Origin of the sequence: Spirosoma sp. 209 (assembly GCF_002006735.1) — a bacterium.
Classification (GTDB): Bacteria; Bacteroidota; Bacteroidia; order Cytophagales; family Spirosomataceae; genus Spirosoma; species Spirosoma sordidisoli.
Window position 1 is genome coordinate 106309 of record NZ_MVEC01000007.1, and the last position, 18820, is coordinate 125128.

Here is an 18820-nt window from a genome sequence, read left to right on the forward strand (position 1 = left end):
TCAGGCCATCGTTGGCCGATGGCTGTTTTTTAGTTGCTGAACCGCTTCGATCGGATCGGCAGCCCGAAACACCGAGTTGCCTGCTACCAGGATATCGGCCCCGGCCTGTAGTAAAGCCGCAGCATTACCCACACCTACTCCGCCGTCTACTTCGATCAGCGCAGCCGATTGGTTGGCCACCAGCATTTGTTTGAGCCGGGTTATTTTGGGGAGGGTATGCGGAATAAATGCCTGCCCGCCAAAGCCCGGGTTGACCGACATGATCAGCACCACATCGATTGACTCCAATACATCGATCAGGCCTTCGACGGGCGTATGGGGGTTCAGCGCTACACCCGCCTGGCAGCCGCGCTCACGAATGTGCGTCAGCGTACGATGGAGGTGCGTACAGGCTTCATAGTGAACGTGAATAATGGCTGCGCCCCCGTCGGCAAAGGCATCGATGTACCGGTCGGGCTGAACAATCATCAGATGGACGTCCAGGGGTTTCTGGCAGTGTGTGCGGGCCGCTTCCAGAAGGGGAAAACCAAACGAGATATTGGGAACAAACTCGCCATCCATCACGTCGAAGTGCAGATAATCGGCCTCACTGCGGTTGATCAGGTTCAGGTCACGTTGCAGATTGGCAAAGTCGGCTGCGAGTAGAGAAGGGGCGATGAGAGGCTGTGACATACCACTATTTTTGTCTCGTAAAAGTACTTTTTTTTGGCCGAACGAAGAAACAATACCCATATTGCCGGCTTAAAACCTATTGGGTTTTGAGTGATTGGCTACAAACTGCCTACTGCCTTATGACACCCCAGCAACGAATTGCCGAATTAACGGAACGACTGAATTACTATAACTATCAATACTACCAAAATAGCACGTCGGAGGTCGACGATTTCACCTTCGACAAGTTGCTGGATGAGCTGACCAGCCTCGAAAAACAGCACCCGGAGTACCGGCAGGCCGACAGCCCTACCCAGCGGGTGGGCGGTACCGTAAGCAAGGATTTTGCTACCGTATACCACCGTTTCCCCATGTTGTCGCTGGGTAACACCTATTCGGAGGAGGAGCTGGTCGAGTTCGATACCCGCGTCAGGAAAGGGCTCGACGGGGCTGATGTCGAGTACATCTGCGAATTAAAATTCGATGGTGTGGCCCTCAGCATGACCTACGAAAACGGGGTGCTGGTGCAGGGGGCCACTCGGGGCGATGGGGTGCGGGGCGACGATATTACCCATAACATCCGGACCATCCGTACGGTGCCGTTACGGATTCCGGCTGCGCTGAACCCACCGGCTCTGTTTGAGGTGCGGGGCGAGGGTTTTTTGCCACTGGCGGAGTTTGAGCGCATCAACAAAGAACGCGAGGATATTGGTGAGCCGCTGCTGGCTAACCCGCGCAATGCAGCCTCGGGAACCTTCAAGCAACAGGACTCGACGGCCGTAGCCAAACGCCGGCTCGACTGCTACCTGTATTCGTTTTTATCCGAACCGGCTCCCAACGGTACGTCGCTCTTCAAAACCCATGAAGAAAGCCTGGTGGCCATGAAGGCGTGGGGGTTCAACGTATCGCCTACCTGGAAAAAATGCGCCGACATCCGCGAGGTGATGCTGTACATCAACGAGTGGGAAACCAAACGATTTGATCTGCCCCTCGGCACCGACGGAATCGTGATCAAGGTGAACCGCTATGACCAGCAGCAGGAACTGGGCTATACGGCCAAAAGCCCGCGCTGGGCAATTGCCTTCAAGTACAAAGCCATGGCGGCCAGCACTACCCTGAACGCAATTAACTACCAGGTGGGTCGAACGGGAGCGGTTACCCCGGTTGCCCTGCTGACGCCGGTGCTGCTGGCCGGTACTGTCGTCAAGCGGGCTTCGCTGCATAACGCCAACGAAATTGCCCGGCTGGGGGTCATGCTGCACGATACGGTCTTTATCGAAAAAGGGGGCGAGATTATTCCGAAGGTAACGGGCGTCGACCTGAGTAAACGGACCGGACAAACCGAGCCGATTACGTATCCGACCGAATGCCCTGCCTGCGGCACTCCGCTGGTCCGGCGCGAGGGAGAGGCTCATTTTTATTGTACCAATACCAACGGCTGTCCTCCGCAGCGGCAGGCGCGTTTCGAACATTTTATCCAGCGCCGGGCCATGAACATCGAAAGCCTGGGCGAAGGAAAAATACAACTGCTGATCGAGCGGGGACTGGTGCAGACACCCGCCGATCTTTACGACCTGACCAACGCCGATCTGCTGGGTCTCGAAAAAGCGTACCCCGCCGACAGCGGCCCGGAAGAAACCGGGAAGGTGCGGGTGGTGAAGTTTGGTCAGAAAACCGTCGATAATATCCTGACCGCTATTGACCGATCCAAAGGGCAGTCGTTTGCCAACGTGCTGTTTGCGCTGGGTATCCGGTACGTAGGCAACACCACCGCCGAACGCTTGTCCGACTATTTTGGCAACATCGATGAACTAATGAATGCCTCGCTCGAAACCCTGGCCAATGTGCCGGACGTCGGTCCGCGAATTGCCCAGAGTCTGGTTGAGTGGTTCTCGGAAGCTGACAACCGGCTCTACGTAGAACGGCTGCGGGCGGCAGGGTTAACCATGGTCGGCGAACGTAAGGTAGTCGAAGCCCTGAGTGATACGCTGGCGGGCAAAACGTTTCTGTATACCGGCACCTTTGCCAACTACAGCCGCGAGCAACTCGAAGCCGAAATAGCCGCTCATGGTGGTAAACTGCTCAGCGGGGTTTCTAAAAAACTCAACTACCTGATTGTAGGCGAGAATGCCGGCCCCTCCAAAGTCAGCAAGGCTCAGCAACTGGGGGTGAGCATGATCAGCGAAGACGAGTTTAGTGCTATGCTGAACGTATAGATATTTACTAGATATTTCCCGCTTAATTTCCTGTAACTTTGTTGTCAAATTAGTCCGTGCGGCACATCATGACCACTCAATTTCACGGCGTTGGCGTCGCCATTGTGACGCCCTTCAACGCTGATCATTCCATTGACTTCGACGGCTTCGGCCGCATCATCCGGCATGTCTCCGACGGGGGCGTCCGGTATATCGTCCTGCAGGGCACTACCGGCGAGTCGCCAACGGTGACGAAGCAGGAGAAAGCCCAGCTGCTTCAGTACCTGAAAGAAAACAACCCCCGCCAGCTGCCCATCGTTTTCGGGGTTGGAGGCAACGTAACAGCGGATGTGGTATCAGGCATGAAATCCATCGACTTCGACGGGGTCGATGCTATCCTGTCAGTTTGCCCGTACTACAACAAACCCGGCAAACGGGGCGTCATCGAGCACTTTACGCGCGTGGCCGATGCCAGCCCGGTTCCGGTTATTCTCTATAACATTCCGTTCCGGACGGGTATCAACATGACGGCAGAAACGATCTGCGAACTGGCGCAGCATCCCAACATCATCGGGGTGAAAGAAGCGTCCTGCGTAATTGAGCAGTGTATGGAGATCGTGCGCGACAAACCCGACGATTTTCTGCTCATCTCGGGCGACGATGTGCAGGGCGTTCCGATCATCAGCATTGGTGGCGTAGGCGTCATGTCGGTTATCGCCAATGCGTTCCCGGCTAAGTTCTCGGCCATGATCGATGCAGCCCTACAGGGCGATTTTGCCATGGCTCAGAAAGAGCTTGGCCATTTCCTGCGTATCGATCCGCTGCTTTACGAAGAAGGCAATCCCGTTGGGGTGAAGAGTATTCTGGAGATTATGGGGCTGATTTCGGCCGAGGTTCGTCTGCCCCTCATGCGCGCTTCCGATGAGCTGAGCGAACGCCAGCGAGCCGTGTTGCAACGCGATGGACTGCTGGAACTGGTAACCCAATAAAACAACCAGACTAATAGGCCAGGAGCGCCAGACCTCGCGGGTCTGGCGCTCCTGGTGTTTACGGACTACACCAGCACCAGGCTGGCTGACCATAAAGGCGATTTAAACATTGCGCCGGCCGCCCCCGAAGAGTTTGGATACCAGCCAGATGATTAAAACAATCACGATAACCACGCCTATAATGCCCGTATAGGCACCGGCTTTAAAAATATCACCAACGAGTTCGCAGCTGGTCAGCGAGAAAGTGAGCAGCAAGGCCACAGCGGCCATGGGGAAGAAACGGAGCAGAGTTTTCATGAACGTTGACTGTCAGTAGTGTATAGATATTAAAGGGCCAGCCGGCCGCTCAACATCTAACCACCCCCACCCGCGTTTGTTCGACTACGCCCGTATCAGATATTCCACCAGTATGTCCATTTGAGCACTAGCGCCCGGTTTCTGACCGAGAACAGCCCGGGCACATCCTGCCCGATCTGGGCGGCACCGGGCAGGTAGTTGTCGGTGTAAACCAGGAAAAAATCGGAGGCTGGCTTGTACCGCCACTGAACCCGGGCGTTTACGTTCATATTCTGCTGCTGCTCGTTGTACTGCACGAAGGTAGTCAGGTACAGGGTGTTGGTCATCGTGACGTCGAATCGCGGACCAACGAGCCAGAACGTCGTCTGGCCCCAGGGCTGGGGCAGCCGGATATCGTTGTAGCTGGCGCTCATCGCCAGACTGACATAGGGCTGAAATCGGTAACCGGCATCGGCGGTCAGGTTCAGGCGGGTACCGTTGGCGTAATAACCGCCGTATCGGGACGTGAACCCGTACGTGAACAAACTCTGTGGTTTCGAGATAAACTGGGTGCCCCAGGCATTCCAGCGGTGTTCGGTGCCCGTATTCAGCGTTTCGCGGTTAGTATTGGTCGGGTCGAAAGGACTCAGCAGCCGTACGAAGTCGGTGGCTACCCAGCCCGTCAGCGTGGCCCGGCTGCGGAACGTGATCAGGTAACTCAGCAGGCTTTCACTGTCACTTTTACGCCCTTCCGGATCGAAAAAATACGTAGACTGAACCTGGGGGCCATGACTCAGGACCTGGCTGCCAGTAGGGAAAAAGGTGTAACCAATGGTGCCGGTAGCCCGCTGATACCCCCGGCGCGGCACATAGCCTGCTTCGGCCGTATAACTTTTACCCACCGCTTCGAGCTGACCGCCAACGAGCCACTGCCGGCTGTTGTACTGGAGATTACCGGCATAGACGGCATCGCTGCCCGCCACCCCCGGTTGAAACGATTTCAGGAACAGGGCTTTCCCCGACCACAGGTTATTGGATGACGCCAGGTTATACTCGACGCCCAGATTCCGGTTATACTGTGAGTAGGCCGGGGCATCGGCAACGGGCTGGTAGTTCAGCGATTGCTTATTGACAAACAGGACGCCGATGTTCGAGCGGGCAAAGACGCGCCGTTGCAGGGCCAGTACGGCAAAGTTCTGCGCGGGCAGGGCCAGATCGTCTACCCGTCCCGTCTGCATGTCCATCAGGCCCAGTCGCCAGTCTTTGTTGAGCTTGCCACTCAATCGGGCTCCGAACCGGATCGGAACCCCGCCCAGACCGATCCGTCGGCTAAAGAACGGACGTATGGTCGCGTAACCGAAGTTGGTGAACTGATCGCCGTTTTCGAGGAAAAACTGCCGCCGTTCCGGAAAGAACAGCTCGAAGCGGTCGAGGTTGGTCACCTGCTGGTCAACGTCTACCTGCGAGAAGTCAGGGTTGACCGTCAGGTCCAGATTCAGCGAGGAGGTAACGGCTACTTTAGCATCCAGCCCGGCGTCGAAGCGGCCCGTAGTTGGAATGTTACGTTCGTAATCGCGTGTCAGGCCGGCCAGCATGTACGGAATGATGGAAATGTTGGGGCCGGGGTTCGGGGGGGGCTGGTCCCAGACGAGCACACCCGTATAAGCCAGCGATGCCGTCGGGAACTGCCGCTGAACGGGTGCCCAGGCTGACTTCTCGGTCGTTTTAAGGTCCTGGCGGCTGAAGTTGATGCCCCAGCGGGTGATGCCCTGCTTATACCGAATGGTTTTGAAGGGGATTGCCATTTCCAGCACATACCGGTCCGGGTAATTACGGACTGACGAGGTCCATTTATTATCCCAGCTCAGGTTGGCTTTACTGCCTTCGTACAGGAGCCCATCCCACTGCGCCCCAACGGCGTTGGTGCCGAAGGTGAACCCGTTGGTCTGGTCGTCGAAGGTATCCATGAAGAAGATGAAGTTGTCGTTGCGGCCGAAGTTCCAGTCGCGCCGGAGCGACTCGACAATGTAAGGGCCCGACCGGTTACCGTGGTGACAAACGGCACTCAGGTACAGATTCCGGTCATCGTAGGTCATACGTACCTCGGTCTGAACCTGTGCCCGGCTGGTATCCATGGGCAGTACCATCCAGAAGTTATCGGCTACCTCGGCGGCCTGCCAGGCGGGTTCATCCACCTGGCCGTCGACCACCACCGGCGAAACGGCCCGGCTGATGTGAAGCTGGTATGACTCATTCTTTTTCTGGGCCAGCAGAGGAACGCTGAGCAGCAGGGTAACTAACGAAAGCAGTAGAGGTCGCACTAATCAATGGGATTGGCGTATATGGATAAAAAAGTACCGGATTGAGTAATTATACCGGATAGACAATACAAAGACGCAACGACCTGGGGCCGTTGCGTCCTGCGTTACTGGTTTATAGATGATTAGTTGCCAACCATAAATACTGCGTTGCCGAAGAGGAGCTTTCCGTTGTACCAGAAGCCCCGGAACAGCGGGTCATCGGCCAGGTAAACCACGCTGCCCCGTCCGTAATTCTGGACGCCCATCAGCAGGGTATTTTTAAGTTTTTCCTTCGCGTTCTTTCCCGAAAAACCAGCTACGTAATTGTCTGATTTAAGGTAGCCCACGTTCCAGCCGTCCTTCAGGAAATCGAAATTATAGGCGTTCTGCACCAGCGTGTAATACCCGTTGGTCAGGCCAAAACCCAGCGGGTGAGACGAGTCGATATTGACGCGGTAGATACTGCCCGGTGTCTCGTCCGAAATAGCGGTCCGTTCGCGGTCGCCGTAGAGTTTGAGCGAGTCAGCGGCATTGCCTTTTTTCTCCTTGTCCTTGGCCGACTTATCTTCTTTTTCTTTCAGGTCGAACCCGTCTTTACCGGCCAGGAAAGCCGTAGCCCGCTCGAGTGCAATAAGTTTACCGCCCGACTGGATCCAGCCTTTGACAGCGGCCAGCACACGATCGTTGAGGAAGCGGCCGTAGTTGTAGTTCGTCGGCAGAATCAGCACGTCGAGCTTGTTCCAGTCAACGCTGCCGAGCGCATTGCCGTCGATGACCGAGATGGGGTAATTGAGTTCCTGATCGAAGTAATGCCATACTTCACCCGCAGCCGGTGGGAGGGTGCCATCGCCTACGACTACGGCAACCCGCGGAGCCTTCAGCGCGGTTACGAAGTCAGAACCAAAATCAGATCCTTTCGTTACAAAGCCTGTTTGCACCGGTGTCAGATCGGCACCGGTGCGGGTAGCTTCGGCGCGAACCAGGGCATCGAGCCGGTCGCCGAAACGTTCATTACCGGCCCGGGCCACAATGAGCGTACCGGAGGGATATGTTTTGCCTTCCAGCTCGAACGGTTTTTCAGCCGCCCGCACCCGTATCTTCTGTTTCAGCAGACCCGCCAGCATCTGTACCGCCGGCATCGACTGCCAGCGAACTACGTAGGCATAAGGCTTCATGGTCGATGGCGCTGGTGCGGCAGCTGCGGCAGGCGCCGTGGCCGATGGGGTCAGGCGGGTGGTAAGGCCATACGTCTGGAGACCGAAGGCGTATGGCATTGACCAGGCCGTAATGTCGTAGGTGGCCGAATCCTCCAGGGCCGAGTTAGGCTCGAACAGGATTTTCAGCAGGGTCGATTTGGGCTGATAGGCGCTGATGACCACATCTTCGGGAGCGATCGAAACGCTTTTCTCATTCTTCTGGCTCGTATAGTTAAAGCCGGGCAGGGTCTGGGCCTTGCCGGCATACCCGTAACTGATCTTGTTCCGGTCGAGTAACTGCTGGAGGGCCTTCAGCCGACCCGCGTCGCCGTTGGCTTTGATGACATAGCTTTTGTAAGCGCCAATGGGCTTATTGCGGGCGTTATCGAAAAACTGGCCGAACTCCTTAACCACATCCGGAGCGCGGTCGGCTACGGATTCGAGAGTGGCGATGCTGGCCGTTACGTGGTGATCGATGCGCTGCCGCAGGGTAAGGGTGTCGCCGTCGGCTTTTTCGATGGCCAGGCCGGCCCGGCCGCTACCGCCCTGCTCGTAAGTCATGCCAATGGCACCGTTGTAGGTGGGGTAGGTATCACCGTAGCTGGGGTAGAAGAGGTCGAAACGCTCGCGGGTGTAGTAAAGCCAGCCGTTGCGGTCAAAATAGCGGCTGCAATACTGGCCGATCGTTTGCTGGAAATCGCGCTGAAACTTGGTGATGTCTTCGTGATAGGGTTTGGCCGAAGGCGCAAAGTAATATGGGCTCTCGACGCCCATCTCGTGGAAGTCGCCGTGGAGGTGGGGCATCCACTGCTGGTAAAGCGCCATCCGCTGCTGCGTAATTTCCTGTGTTTGCCAGGCCCAGTCGCGGTTGGGGTCAAACAGGTAGTGGGTATAGCGTCCGCCGGGCCAGGGTTCGTTGTGTTCGCGGGCTGCGGGGGTCGGGTCGGCCGAGCGGCCCATCATCTGGTTGTACCAGTTCACATACCGATCGTGGCCGTCGGGATTGAGACCCGGATCGAGGATGACTACCGTTGCGTTCATCACCTTCTGCGAAACAGGATTGGCGGGGTCCAGCAACTGGTACAGCACGTCCATAAACGCTTCGGAGCTCACGGCTTCGTTGCCGTGAACGTTGTAGCTCAACCAGGCGATAGCGGGCTGGGCAGCGCTGGATGGACTACCCTCCAGCATGCCAATTCGTTTGAGGTTATTGGTGCGGATTTCATCGAGCCGGCTCAGGTTGGCCTCCGATGCAATGGCTACGACCATTAGCTGGCGACCTTCGTAGGTCGTACCATACGGAATGAGCCGAACGCGGCTGGGGACCTGGCGGGCTACCTGTTCGGCGTAGGCTAGCACGCGATGATGTGGCGTGAACCGATCCCCGACTTTATAACCCAGGAACTGAGCGGGTGAATCGATACGGGAGGACGCAGGTGATGAAGCGGTGGGGGTTGTGGTCTGGGCTGATGCCGATAAGGCAGCGGCCATCCACATGGCAAGTACTAAAACGTGTTTCATGAAGGCGAAAAAAAAATGAAAGGCTAACCTCCTCAAAAATAGGAGTAAAACGGTCAGGAAGCGGTTTTTTGAAAAAATTTTGCCCCATACTATTGCATTTTAAGATCGCTGCCGTACTTTTGCACCACGATTCGACAACGCAGCGGCTAAAAACTTAAGCGTTGGGTCTTTCACAAAGACGGCCGATTCGTCTAGCGGTTAGGACATCGCCCTTTCACGGCGGTAACACGGGTTCGATTCCCGTATCGGTCACTAACATTTACAATGATTATTGTAAGCAAAAAAGCCTGAGCAATCAGGCTTTTTTTGTTTCCTCAGTCTGTGTTCACTACATGACTTATTAGCATATACTACGTATAGTAGATGAATCGCCCTACTGGTTAAACTGTTTTTACATTTTGTGATCACATCGGCTCATCTGCATATAACAAAAAGCCTCCCTGGTTTACCTCCAGTGCGGCTTTTTGGTACTCCGTATTTTCCCCCATTTAAGTCAGGTAGTTTGTAAAACCCATCGTAGAAAGTGACTTAACGTTTGCCTGGAACGTATTTACCAGTGATTCGTTGCGCCTGGCGGTCTGATTCTGATGGGGGTGAAGCAAATCTATCTGCGTCGGCCGGGCTTGTCGGAGCGGAGCAACCAGCCGCCCGTGATCACCAGCACAAACAGCAACACCGTTTTCAGGACGTATAGCGTGGTCAGTATAGGGAGCCGATGGGAAGAATTGTTTTGCGTCATGACAAAAGGCTGACTCACTCCCTGACCAGAAAAGCTCCGATATAAAAGGCCTGTTTCTCATAGAGCTGAGGGCTGGTGATTTTGTTGTTCCGTTTTGCTAAAATGGACGCTTTGTCCAGTTTAGTTGGCGACACCCGAATGGAAGCGGTGTGTTTGCCGTCGGATAGGCCCGAAATGAGTGTGTAACTCATGCGGTAATAGGTACAATACTCATCAAACCGATTGATGTAGCGGGGCGGGTCGTTGTCAACCCGGACAACAATCTGTCCGGTTCCCGGCCCGATCACATCTACCAGGCCCAGTGTATTACCCCGGAAAGAGATAGTGATATAATCGGCCGTATCGGCTGATGCATACACAGGAGGCATTAATGAGGCATAGGGTTTGCCAGTCACGACCGAATCGACCAGATGCCAGCCTTTGCTTTTTTCAAGCTTGTCGACTGTCAGTAGCGCTACGTTCTGCAAATTATCGCTGATCAGGCTTTTCGGCAACGGATGCTTTTGCACCTTGCTGTTCGGCTCCATCCGCAGCAAATGCCGTTCAACGGTTTCGGCGTAAAGTTTATGCCCTGTTTCAACGTAGGGGTGAACGCCGTCGCCCGAAAACACGATCTTGTCAGGCTGTTCGCTGGCCTTTCCCTGAATTACCATTTTACCGGCCTCAATCAATTGTATAGCTGGCAAGGCCATGCAAATGGATGGAATCTGGTACTGATCGGCAATCGTTTCCATGGCCGAAGCAGAAACCGGAAACGTCTTGTTCTGATAAAAGGGCAATTGAACTTTCTGAAACGTATATACAAAGCAGATATCTGTGTGGCGATCAGCCTTCCAGATTTGTCGCACAATACCTTCCATAGAGGCTTTCACCTGCTGCGCTGTTTTGCCGTGGTCGTTCACGGCAAACTCGACAAAGACAAGATCGGGCTTGTGCTGAAGTACGTGCTGCCGAAGGCGATAGGCCCCAAAGTCGGAACCTGTGCCGCCAATGGCCGCCATGATTTGTTCGAATTTAGCGTGGGGGTACTGGTCTTTTAGCCAGCTAACTGTCTGATCGCGCCAACCCTGGTCGGCACGGGTAATACTGCCCCCCAAATAGGCCACCTTACTGGTTTGCCCGCTCTGAATCTTATGGAAAAAATTAGGCAATCCGGCCCGATAGGTCGCTTCTACCACCGGGGTCAGACTGTCTGTTTGGGCGGTTGCCGACAACGTGAGCAACAAGCTTACGAGTACTGATAACGAGCGTTCAATCATGATTTTTGCGTGACTACTTCGTCCCCTTAATAAAAGCCAGGAAATCAGCCATGTCGGGTAGCGAGATGCCGCTTTCCAGCCCTTCGGGCATGGAGGAAGCAGGCCGTGTTTTTAGGTTTTTCACTTTCTTTTTTACGATAATCTGAATAAAATTCGTGTCATCAAACGATCTTAAGTAACGTAACTACTTATACCAGCTTGAATCAGATGGCTACTCATAAATGGTCTATTCAGTTGCTAAGCCGGTGAATGTCTGCACATTTACCCAGATATCTACATCTTATAGATATACGGGCTGAAACTGACTATGTTTATCGTGTCTCAAGACCAGGTTACCATCTGATCGGCATAGCGATTGGAAAGGTAAATGACTCTGTACTCACTGGCGTAAAATTCACTATATTTAATAGATAGCATTGGTAGCGTTTTCTTTTTATGAACGGCCACAACAGCAGCAACGGCTCGAACGTTTGTGGATTCTGTTTCAGGCAACCGCCTGGTGCATTTACATTACCCTGCCTTTTTTGTTGCTGACGGTGCCGGGGTCGATTCCTATAACTGATATAGTAAAAATATTCGGCCTCAAGATCATCAATGACCTGCTGAGTATTGCTTTCTTTTACACGAATCTGTACATACTTACCCCCGACATTCTCGTTAACCAACGGCTTATGCGGTTTGGTCTGGCATTAGTTGGGCTGATGGGGCTCATGCTTGTTACCGACTGGCTCTACGCGAATAACTACCTGTTGAATGAACTATCGATGCTGTCCAGGCATAATCAATTTGCCCGATCGTTACTGGCTCAAACCGATGCCTGGTTCGCTATCCCGACCCCGATCCTGCTTGTTTCGTTTCTGTCGCTGTTACTGCTAACCAGCGTGAGCAGTGGGTTGGCCATTTATAACGACCGCAATCAGTACAAGGCTACCGGACAGCAGATGGTTATTGAAAAACAGGAAGCCGAACTGACCTCCCTCAAACTCCAGATTAGTCCGCATTTTCTGTTCAATACACTCAACAATTTGCGGTGGCTGGCCCGTCAAAAATCAGATGACACGGAAGACGCCATTCTGCGGCTGTCAGACATGATGCGTTACATGATCTACCAGGTAGATAACGGACCGGTGACGCTGGCCAGGGAGATCGATTATCTACAGCATTATGTAGAGCTTCAGGCCATGCGCCTGACCGCGAATAACCAACTGACATTTGTGGTTGAGACCACCGACCGGAACGTACTTATTGAACCGTTGCTGTTTATTCACCTGGTCGAAAATGCGTTCAAACACGGCGTGCACCCCGAAGAGGAATCGCCCGTGACTATCAGGTTGACCTTTCAGAACGACCTGCTGACATTTGAGACGCGCAACCGAATCCTGACCAACGAACTTTCTTCTACCGATTCTGGCATTGGCATTCAAAATGTTGAAAGGCGACTGGCTCTGCATTATCCCGACCAGCACGAACTGAGGATTTATTCGCAAAACGGCCTGTTTTGTGTGGATCTAACTATCCACTTCCCAGCTTAACTACTCATAAATCCCGCGCCCATGGCACTGCATACGATTGCCATCGATGACGAACCTTTAGGACTGAATATTCTGGCCGACGACCTCCGGAAAATTCCCACCCTGGATCTGGTAGGTACGTTCACCAATCCCATTAAAGCCGTTGATCTGATTCAGCAGGGCCTCGTTGATCTCCTGTTCCTGGACATTCAGATGCCGACGTTGTTAGGCACCCAGTTTTTACGCACACTTTCCAATCCTCCGCTGGTGATCTTCACCACTGCCTATGAGCAGTACGCCCTGGAAGGTTACGAACTCGATGTAGTTGATTACCTGATGAAGCCTATCCGGTTCGAGCGGTTGTTTAAAGCCTGTAATAAGGCTGTTGACACCTTTCAGCAACGCCGTAAAGCCGACACCATACCTGCCGATACGTACTTTTTCATTTATTCAGAATACAAGGAAATTAAGGTTTACCACCATGATATTCTGTATATCGAAGGGTTGAAGGACTACGTTAAGCTTTTTCTCGCTTCTCAGCCCAACCGGCCAATTCTGACCCGGCTCAACATGAAAGCGATTGAGAGTAGACTGGATCCGACGCAATTCTGCCGAGTGCATCAGTCTTATATTGTGCCGTTGACCCGCATCAGTTCATTTCATAAATCCAAACTAGTGCTGAATTCCTCAGCCACTGGTAAACCGTCAGGTACGCTGGAAATTCCGATCGGCAGCCGCTACGCTGATGACTTTCTGGCTCGCTACCGGGGCGAGTAAGAACAGCTATCTGTTGGCCTTGGCTGACCCTTTATGTAAAAAGCGATGTCCGAACTCAGGACGGGGAAGGGCGCAATCCAACGGTTCATGATCCTGGTACCCATCTTCCAGTTCGTTGGTGTCGCTCCATCCACTGACGGACCAGAAGTAACCGGGCTGAACGTCTACACTCCCGGCCTGAATCTCTACACATATCCATATGCTTCGACACACTCATTTCAGGGGATAAAATCGCTGAAAATCAGTCGTTTTATTTGTGCCATTCAAGGTGAAAAACACAAATGAAATGCGGATAATGAGCCACAGAAGTATCTTTATTCTAAGCCTGATGGCTTTGCTCTGCTGTCTGACAGACGGAGCGTTAGGGCAAGTTAAATTTACCCTTAGCGGTACCATCCGCGATGCGCAGAACGGCGAATCGCTGATTGGCGTAACCGTCTATGCCAAAGGCGCAGCCGGTACTGTCGGCGTAACCACCAACGCCTATGGTTTCTATTCGCTTAGCTTACCACCCGGCCCGGTAACGGTCACCATCAGTTATGTGGGGTACAGCCCCCAGATCATGTCCCTGACTGTTTCGGCCAGCCAAAAGCTCGACGTTCAGTTGCGCGACGAGTCGAAAGAGCTCCAGGAAGTGGTAGTTTCCCAGACTCGCGCGCAGGACAACGTGCAACAGGTGGGCATGAGCGTGAACCGGCTCGACATCAAGACCATTAAATCCATTCCGGCGCTGCTCGGTGAGGTAGACGTGGTGCGCAGCCTGATGTCGCTGCCTGGTGTGGCATCAGTGGGCGAAGGGGGTGTGGGTTTCAACGTGCGGGGCGGAGCGGCCGATCAGAACCTGATTATTCAGGACGAAGCCAATGTCTACAACGCTTCGCATCTGTTCGGCTTCTATTCAGTCTTTAACCCCGATGCCGTTAAGGATGTAAAACTGTTCAAAGGGGGGATTCCGGCCCAGTATGGCGGTCGACTATCGTCGGTGCTTGATGTTCGGCTCAAGGAAGGCAACGCCAAAAAATTCTCGGTCAACGGCGGCATCGGGCTGGTATCGAGTCGGCTGACGCTGGAGGGCCCCATTGTTAAGGACAAAAGTTCGTTTATCATTTCCGGCCGGCGAAGTTACGCCGATCTGTTCCTGAAGGCGTCCCCCACGCTAAGAGAAAATAGCCTGTACTTCTACGACTTAACTGCCAAATGGAACTACACCATCAATCAGAATAATACCCTTTACGCGTCGGGTTATTTCGGGAAAGACAACTTCGGTTTTGGCAGCGTGTTCGGCCTGAACTGGGGTAATGCCACAGGTACGTTACGCTGGAACCACGTGTACACGCCGAAGCTATTTGCCAACTACACCTTCGCCTACAGCAAGTACACCTACAACCTGAATTTCAGCAACGGGGGCGAGTTCAACTGGGCCTACGACATCAAGAATTACAACCTCAAGGCTGACCACACGTATTACCTCAACGCCAAAAACACGATCTCGTTTGGGGCGGCAGCCACCAGCTATCAGTTCAGTCCGGGCGAAGTGTCGGGCAGCGGGTCGTCGCCGTTGGGTAGTGGTAACTCGCTCGCTGATCAGAACGCCATCGAGTACGCAGCGTACCTGGATAACGAGCAGACGATCAGCCCAAAACTGACCGCACAGTATGGCTTTAGGCTATCGGCATGGAATTTTCTGGGGCCGTATACCACCTATCAGTACACCGGCACCAACGGGCAGCGCAAACAGCCCATGAACGAGCAGTCGTATGGCGATGACCAGACCATTTCGACCTACGCTAACCTGGAACCCCGTTTATCGCTCCGCTACCAACTCAACGCCAACAGTTCGATCAAGGCTAGCTACAACCGCACGGCCCAGTATGTTCACCTGATCTCGAACACCACCGCCGGCAGCCCGCTCGATATCTGGTGGCCCACCACCAACAACACCAAACCCGAACTGGCCGATCAGGTGGCGCTGGGTTACTTCAAAAACTTCGGCGACAACCGCTACGAAGCTTCCGTTGAAGGGTATTACAAGACGCTCACCAATCAGGTCGACTACATCGACGGGGCCAATACCCGGCTCAACAAACACCTCGAAGGGGATTTGCTCTACGGGCAGGGCCGGGCCTATGGCATGGAGGTATATGTCAAGAAAAACGCCGGGCGCATCAATGGCTGGCTGAGTTACACGCTCTCCCGAACGGAAAGGCAGATCGACGGAATCAACAACAACGAATGGTATCGGGCCAAATACGACCGCACCCATAACCTGTCGATCGTGGGTATCTACGAAGCCTCGAAAAAGTGGACGCTCTCGGCCAACTTTACCTACCAGACGGGCGTGGCCACCACTTTTCCGAGCAGCAAGTACTACGTGCAGGATATTGCGGTTCCGCAGCGCAGCGACAATGCCCGCAACAATTACCGCGTACCGGCCTATCACCGGCTCGACCTCTCGGCCACGCTCCACCCAAACCCACGCGCCGACGGACGGCCCCGACGTGGCGACTGGACGTTCTCGCTCTACAATGCGTATAACCGCCGGAATGCGTTCTCGGTGTATTTCCAGCAAGACGAAGACAACCCCAGCCAAACCAACGCCACGCGGCTATCCATCTTCGGCTCCGTCATCCCATCAGCTACTTACAACTTCCATTTTTAACTGGCGATTGGAACACAGATCATTATGATTTTTATGATGAATCATGATCATCATACGAATCAGCGTTCTGATTGGCACGCAGATCATTACGATTAATCATGATCGATCATAAGAATCATAAAAATCAGCGTTCAATAAGACCTAAAAAGATGAAAAAACTACTGCTATTCAGTGCATTACTCCTCTCTCTAACCGCCTGCACCGACACTATCGACGTGGATGTAGAGGGGGGCGAAACACAACTGGCTGTCGATGGCGAGATCACCGATCAACCCGGCCCGTATACCATAAAGCTCACCGAAACAGTCTACGCCTTCGGTTCCGATGCGCCACCCGCCGTTCGCGGAGCTACGGTGTTGCTGGCCGACAGTCAGGGAAAGGTAGATACCCTCCGCGAGACATCGCCAGGTACGTATCAGACCCGCAACCTTCGGGGCCGGGTAGGCAACAGCTACACGCTGACCATCGGAAATACCCGATTCGGGACCTATAAGGCGACGACTGAAATCAGACGTCCTACACCCATCGATTCGGTGTATGCCGAGTATCGGGACATTGTGCCGGGCACGACCAGCAGCGGCTACCTCATTCGCTATAACTACACCGATCCGAAGGGCGTAGGCGATAATTTCCGGGCCAAACTGTATCAGGGCACCGGTAGCGAAGCAGCCAAACTGCTGAATAAACCCTTCAACCTGAGCTTCGTGCAGGATATCTACAACGACGGCCAAACGGTGAAGGATGTACTGACCACGCCCGAAAAGTTCGAGAAAGGCGACCGGGCGGTGCTGGTGCTGGCTTCGCTGACCAACGATGCCTATCTGTTTCTGAACGAACTGCAACAGCAAACCAACAACGGCGGCCTGTTTGCTAACCCACCCGCCAACGTCCGCACGAACATCGTCAATACCGACGCCAACGGCAAAAAGGCGGTCGGGTACTTCTTTGGGTCGGCCATCACAACCCGCACCACGACGGTAAACTGACCCAGCCAAAACGACCCCGACGTATGATTGCCGAACTGAAAGAAGCCAACAAAATTTACGAGACCCCAGCGGGTGTGTTTACGGCGCTGGACAAAACTACGCTGGTCATCAACGAGGCTGAACTGCTCTTGATTATAGGACCATCAGGTTCGGGAAAGACAACCCTACTCTCGCTGATTGGTTGCCTGATCGATCCAACCGAAGGTGACGTCTGGCTGCAAGGGCAATCGGTCCGCGAGATGTCGGCGAAGCAAATGGCCGACGCCCGCCTGAATCTGGTTGGATTCGTGTTTCAGCAGTTCAACCTGTTGGCTCCGCTGACAGCCGAGGAAAACGTGGCGTTTCCACTTCAGATGCAACGGCTACCGAGCGTTGACATCAAACGCCGAACGGCCGAGGCACTCGCCAAAGTGAACATGACCGACCACCGCCGAAAATCCCCCAAACAGCTTTCGGGTGGGCAGCAGCAGCGCATCGCCATTGCGCGGGCACTGGTTACCAACCCGAAACTGGTGCTGTGCGACGAGCCCACGGCCTCGCTCGACAAAGAGAGCGTCGACATTGTGATGGATGAACTACGGTTACTATCCCGGGCGGGTAAGGCGGTGGCCGTTGTGACGCACGACCCACGCCTGAGCGCCTATGCCGACCGCGTTATCGAAGTTAACAACGGCATTGCCAGGCCCATAACCCTGGAACGCTGATGTATGGGGCCATTCCGATTTATGTTCCGCTAATCGACCACGAAAAAACATGAAGACGTTCCCCTATTTGCTCTTGAGTTTTGCTGTTTTCGCCAGTTGTACCAAAAAGGAGACGCCGAACGTAGCCTCGGTCAAACCCATTAGTCAGGTGGTTGGCATTGCCCGGATCGAACCTGAGCAGGGCCTGATCGAGGTGAGCGCCGGTGCGTCGGGGCGCATAACTAGCCTGCCCGTGGCCGAAAATGCGCTGGCAACGAAAGGAGAGCCGATACTGATCATCGACTCCTCGACAGATCAGGCGCAGGTGACGCAAGCCAGAGCCAAAATCGGTACGCAGCGGGCGGCCATTGCGGCACAGGAAGCCAGTATTGCTGGCCTGAAAATTCTGGCCGACAAAGCACAGGCCGATTATGAGTTGAACCAGAAACTGCTGGCCGTAAAAGGAGTTACCGGGCAGACCCTGCGCGAAAGTGAAGTGAACGCAGCCAAAGCCCAACAGGATTATCAGAAGGGATTGACTGACCTGAAACAGACCACCGCTAAAATCACCGAGCTAAACGCCGACGTTGCTTATTACGCCACCGTGGCTGTCCAGAAAACGGTAAAATCGCCCTACACCGGCAAGCTGCTCGAATGGAAAGTGGCTGTTGGCGACTATGTGACGGCTGCTACCGCTGTGGCCCAACTAGCCCCCGCCGGTAGGTTGATCGCCCGCACCGAGGTAGACGAACTCTTTGCCGAACGGGTCAAAATTGGGCAAAAAGCCGATGTTTTCTCGCAGGCAACGGGGAAGCGCATCGGGTCGGGCGTGGTCTACTTCACCGCCGATTTTCTGAAGAGAAAGTCGCTCTTCGCCGATGAAACCTCGCAGGAAGACCGGCGGGTACGTGAGGTACGTATCCGTCTCAACCCCGATGCGTCGGTGCTCATCAATGGCCGTGTCGATTGTACTATCTATCTAAGTCAATAGAACGCTGATTCTTATGATTAATCATGATCGATCATAAAAATCACAATGATCTGTGTGCCAACTGGAACGCTGATTCTTATGATCGTT

At 54.0% G+C, this 18820-nt stretch carries 14 protein-coding genes and 1 tRNA gene; 9 read left to right on the plus strand and 6 right to left on the minus strand.

The features are described from left to right. Positions 1–672 (minus strand): ribulose-phosphate 3-epimerase, encoded by a 672-nt coding sequence (gene rpe / locus B1C80_RS14095; protein WP_077921907.1) that lies wholly within the window; start codon positions 670–672, stop codon positions 1–3. A 119-nt stretch (positions 673–791) separates the two neighbouring features. Here rpe and ligA point away from each other — a divergent pair, with 119 nt between their 5' ends. Both ligA and dapA read left to right on the plus strand, forming a co-directional pair. Further along, positions 792–2867, plus strand: a complete 2076-nt coding sequence (gene ligA / locus B1C80_RS14100; protein ID WP_077921823.1) for an NAD-dependent DNA ligase LigA — start codon at positions 792–794, stop codon at positions 2865–2867. A gap of 68 nt (positions 2868–2935) precedes the next feature. Beyond that, on the plus strand, positions 2936–3835 hold the full coding sequence (gene dapA / locus B1C80_RS14105) for a 4-hydroxy-tetrahydrodipicolinate synthase (RefSeq protein ID WP_077921824.1): 900 nt from the start codon (positions 2936–2938) through the stop codon (positions 3833–3835). Between the two features lie 102 nt (positions 3836–3937). On the opposite strand, the gene B1C80_RS14110 is transcribed toward dapA, so the two are convergent. From B1C80_RS14110 to B1C80_RS14120, 3 genes are all read right to left on the minus strand, one after another. Further along, positions 3938–4132, minus strand: coding sequence for a hypothetical protein (locus B1C80_RS14110; protein ID WP_077921825.1), 195 nt, complete (start codon positions 4130–4132; stop codon positions 3938–3940). Positions 4133–4227: 95 nt separating this feature from the next. After that, on the minus strand, positions 4228–6432 hold the full coding sequence (locus B1C80_RS14115; protein WP_077921826.1) for a carbohydrate binding family 9 domain-containing protein: 2205 nt from the start codon (positions 6430–6432) through the stop codon (positions 4228–4230). 122 nt (positions 6433–6554) lie between these two features. Then, positions 6555–9128 (minus strand): M14 metallopeptidase family protein, encoded by a 2574-nt coding sequence (locus B1C80_RS14120; protein ID WP_077921908.1) that lies wholly within the window; start codon positions 9126–9128, stop codon positions 6555–6557. Positions 9129–9308: 180 nt separating this feature from the next. Between B1C80_RS14120 and B1C80_RS14125 the strand changes: the two genes are divergently transcribed. After that, positions 9309–9380: transfer RNA gene (locus B1C80_RS14125), tRNA-Glu, on the plus strand. A gap of 352 nt (positions 9381–9732) precedes the next feature. On the opposite strand, the gene B1C80_RS28880 is transcribed toward B1C80_RS14125, so the two are convergent. Continuing rightward, complete coding sequence (locus tag B1C80_RS28880; protein ID WP_255376574.1) at positions 9733–9867, minus strand: hypothetical protein; 135 nt, start codon at positions 9865–9867, stop codon at positions 9733–9735. 14 nt (positions 9868–9881) lie between these two features. Then, positions 9882–11126, minus strand: coding sequence for an SGNH/GDSL hydrolase family protein (locus tag B1C80_RS14130; RefSeq protein ID WP_077921827.1), 1245 nt, complete (start codon positions 11124–11126; stop codon positions 9882–9884). Positions 11127–11596: 470 nt separating this feature from the next. Here B1C80_RS14130 and B1C80_RS14135 point away from each other — a divergent pair, with 470 nt between their 5' ends. The 6 genes from B1C80_RS14135 to B1C80_RS14165 all read left to right on the plus strand — a co-directional run bounded on the left by B1C80_RS14135 (position 11597) and on the right by B1C80_RS14165 (position 18733). Continuing rightward, positions 11597–12658: a sensor histidine kinase gene (locus B1C80_RS14135; protein WP_077921828.1), complete on the plus strand. Its 1062-nt coding sequence runs from the start codon at positions 11597–11599 to the stop codon at positions 12656–12658. A 21-nt stretch (positions 12659–12679) separates the two neighbouring features. Beyond that, entirely contained in the window at positions 12680–13414 is a 735-nt protein-coding gene (locus B1C80_RS14140; protein WP_077921829.1) for a LytTR family DNA-binding domain-containing protein, read from the plus strand. Between the two features lie 328 nt (positions 13415–13742). Beyond that, positions 13743–16073: a TonB-dependent receptor domain-containing protein gene (locus tag B1C80_RS14150; protein ID WP_129601330.1), complete on the plus strand. Its 2331-nt coding sequence runs from the start codon at positions 13743–13745 to the stop codon at positions 16071–16073. 149 nt (positions 16074–16222) lie between these two features. Then, entirely contained in the window at positions 16223–17059 is an 837-nt protein-coding gene (locus B1C80_RS14155; RefSeq protein WP_161492765.1) for a DUF4249 domain-containing protein, read from the plus strand. Between the two features lie 23 nt (positions 17060–17082). Beyond that, positions 17083–17763 carry an ABC transporter ATP-binding protein gene (locus tag B1C80_RS14160; protein ID WP_077921832.1) on the plus strand — a complete coding sequence of 227 codons (681 nt, stop codon included), beginning with the start codon at positions 17083–17085 and terminating at the stop codon, positions 17761–17763. Positions 17764–17812: 49 nt separating this feature from the next. Beyond that, positions 17813–18733, plus strand: coding sequence for an HlyD family secretion protein (locus B1C80_RS14165; protein ID WP_077921833.1), 921 nt, complete (start codon positions 17813–17815; stop codon positions 18731–18733). The last annotated feature ends 87 nt before the right edge of the window (positions 18734–18820 follow it).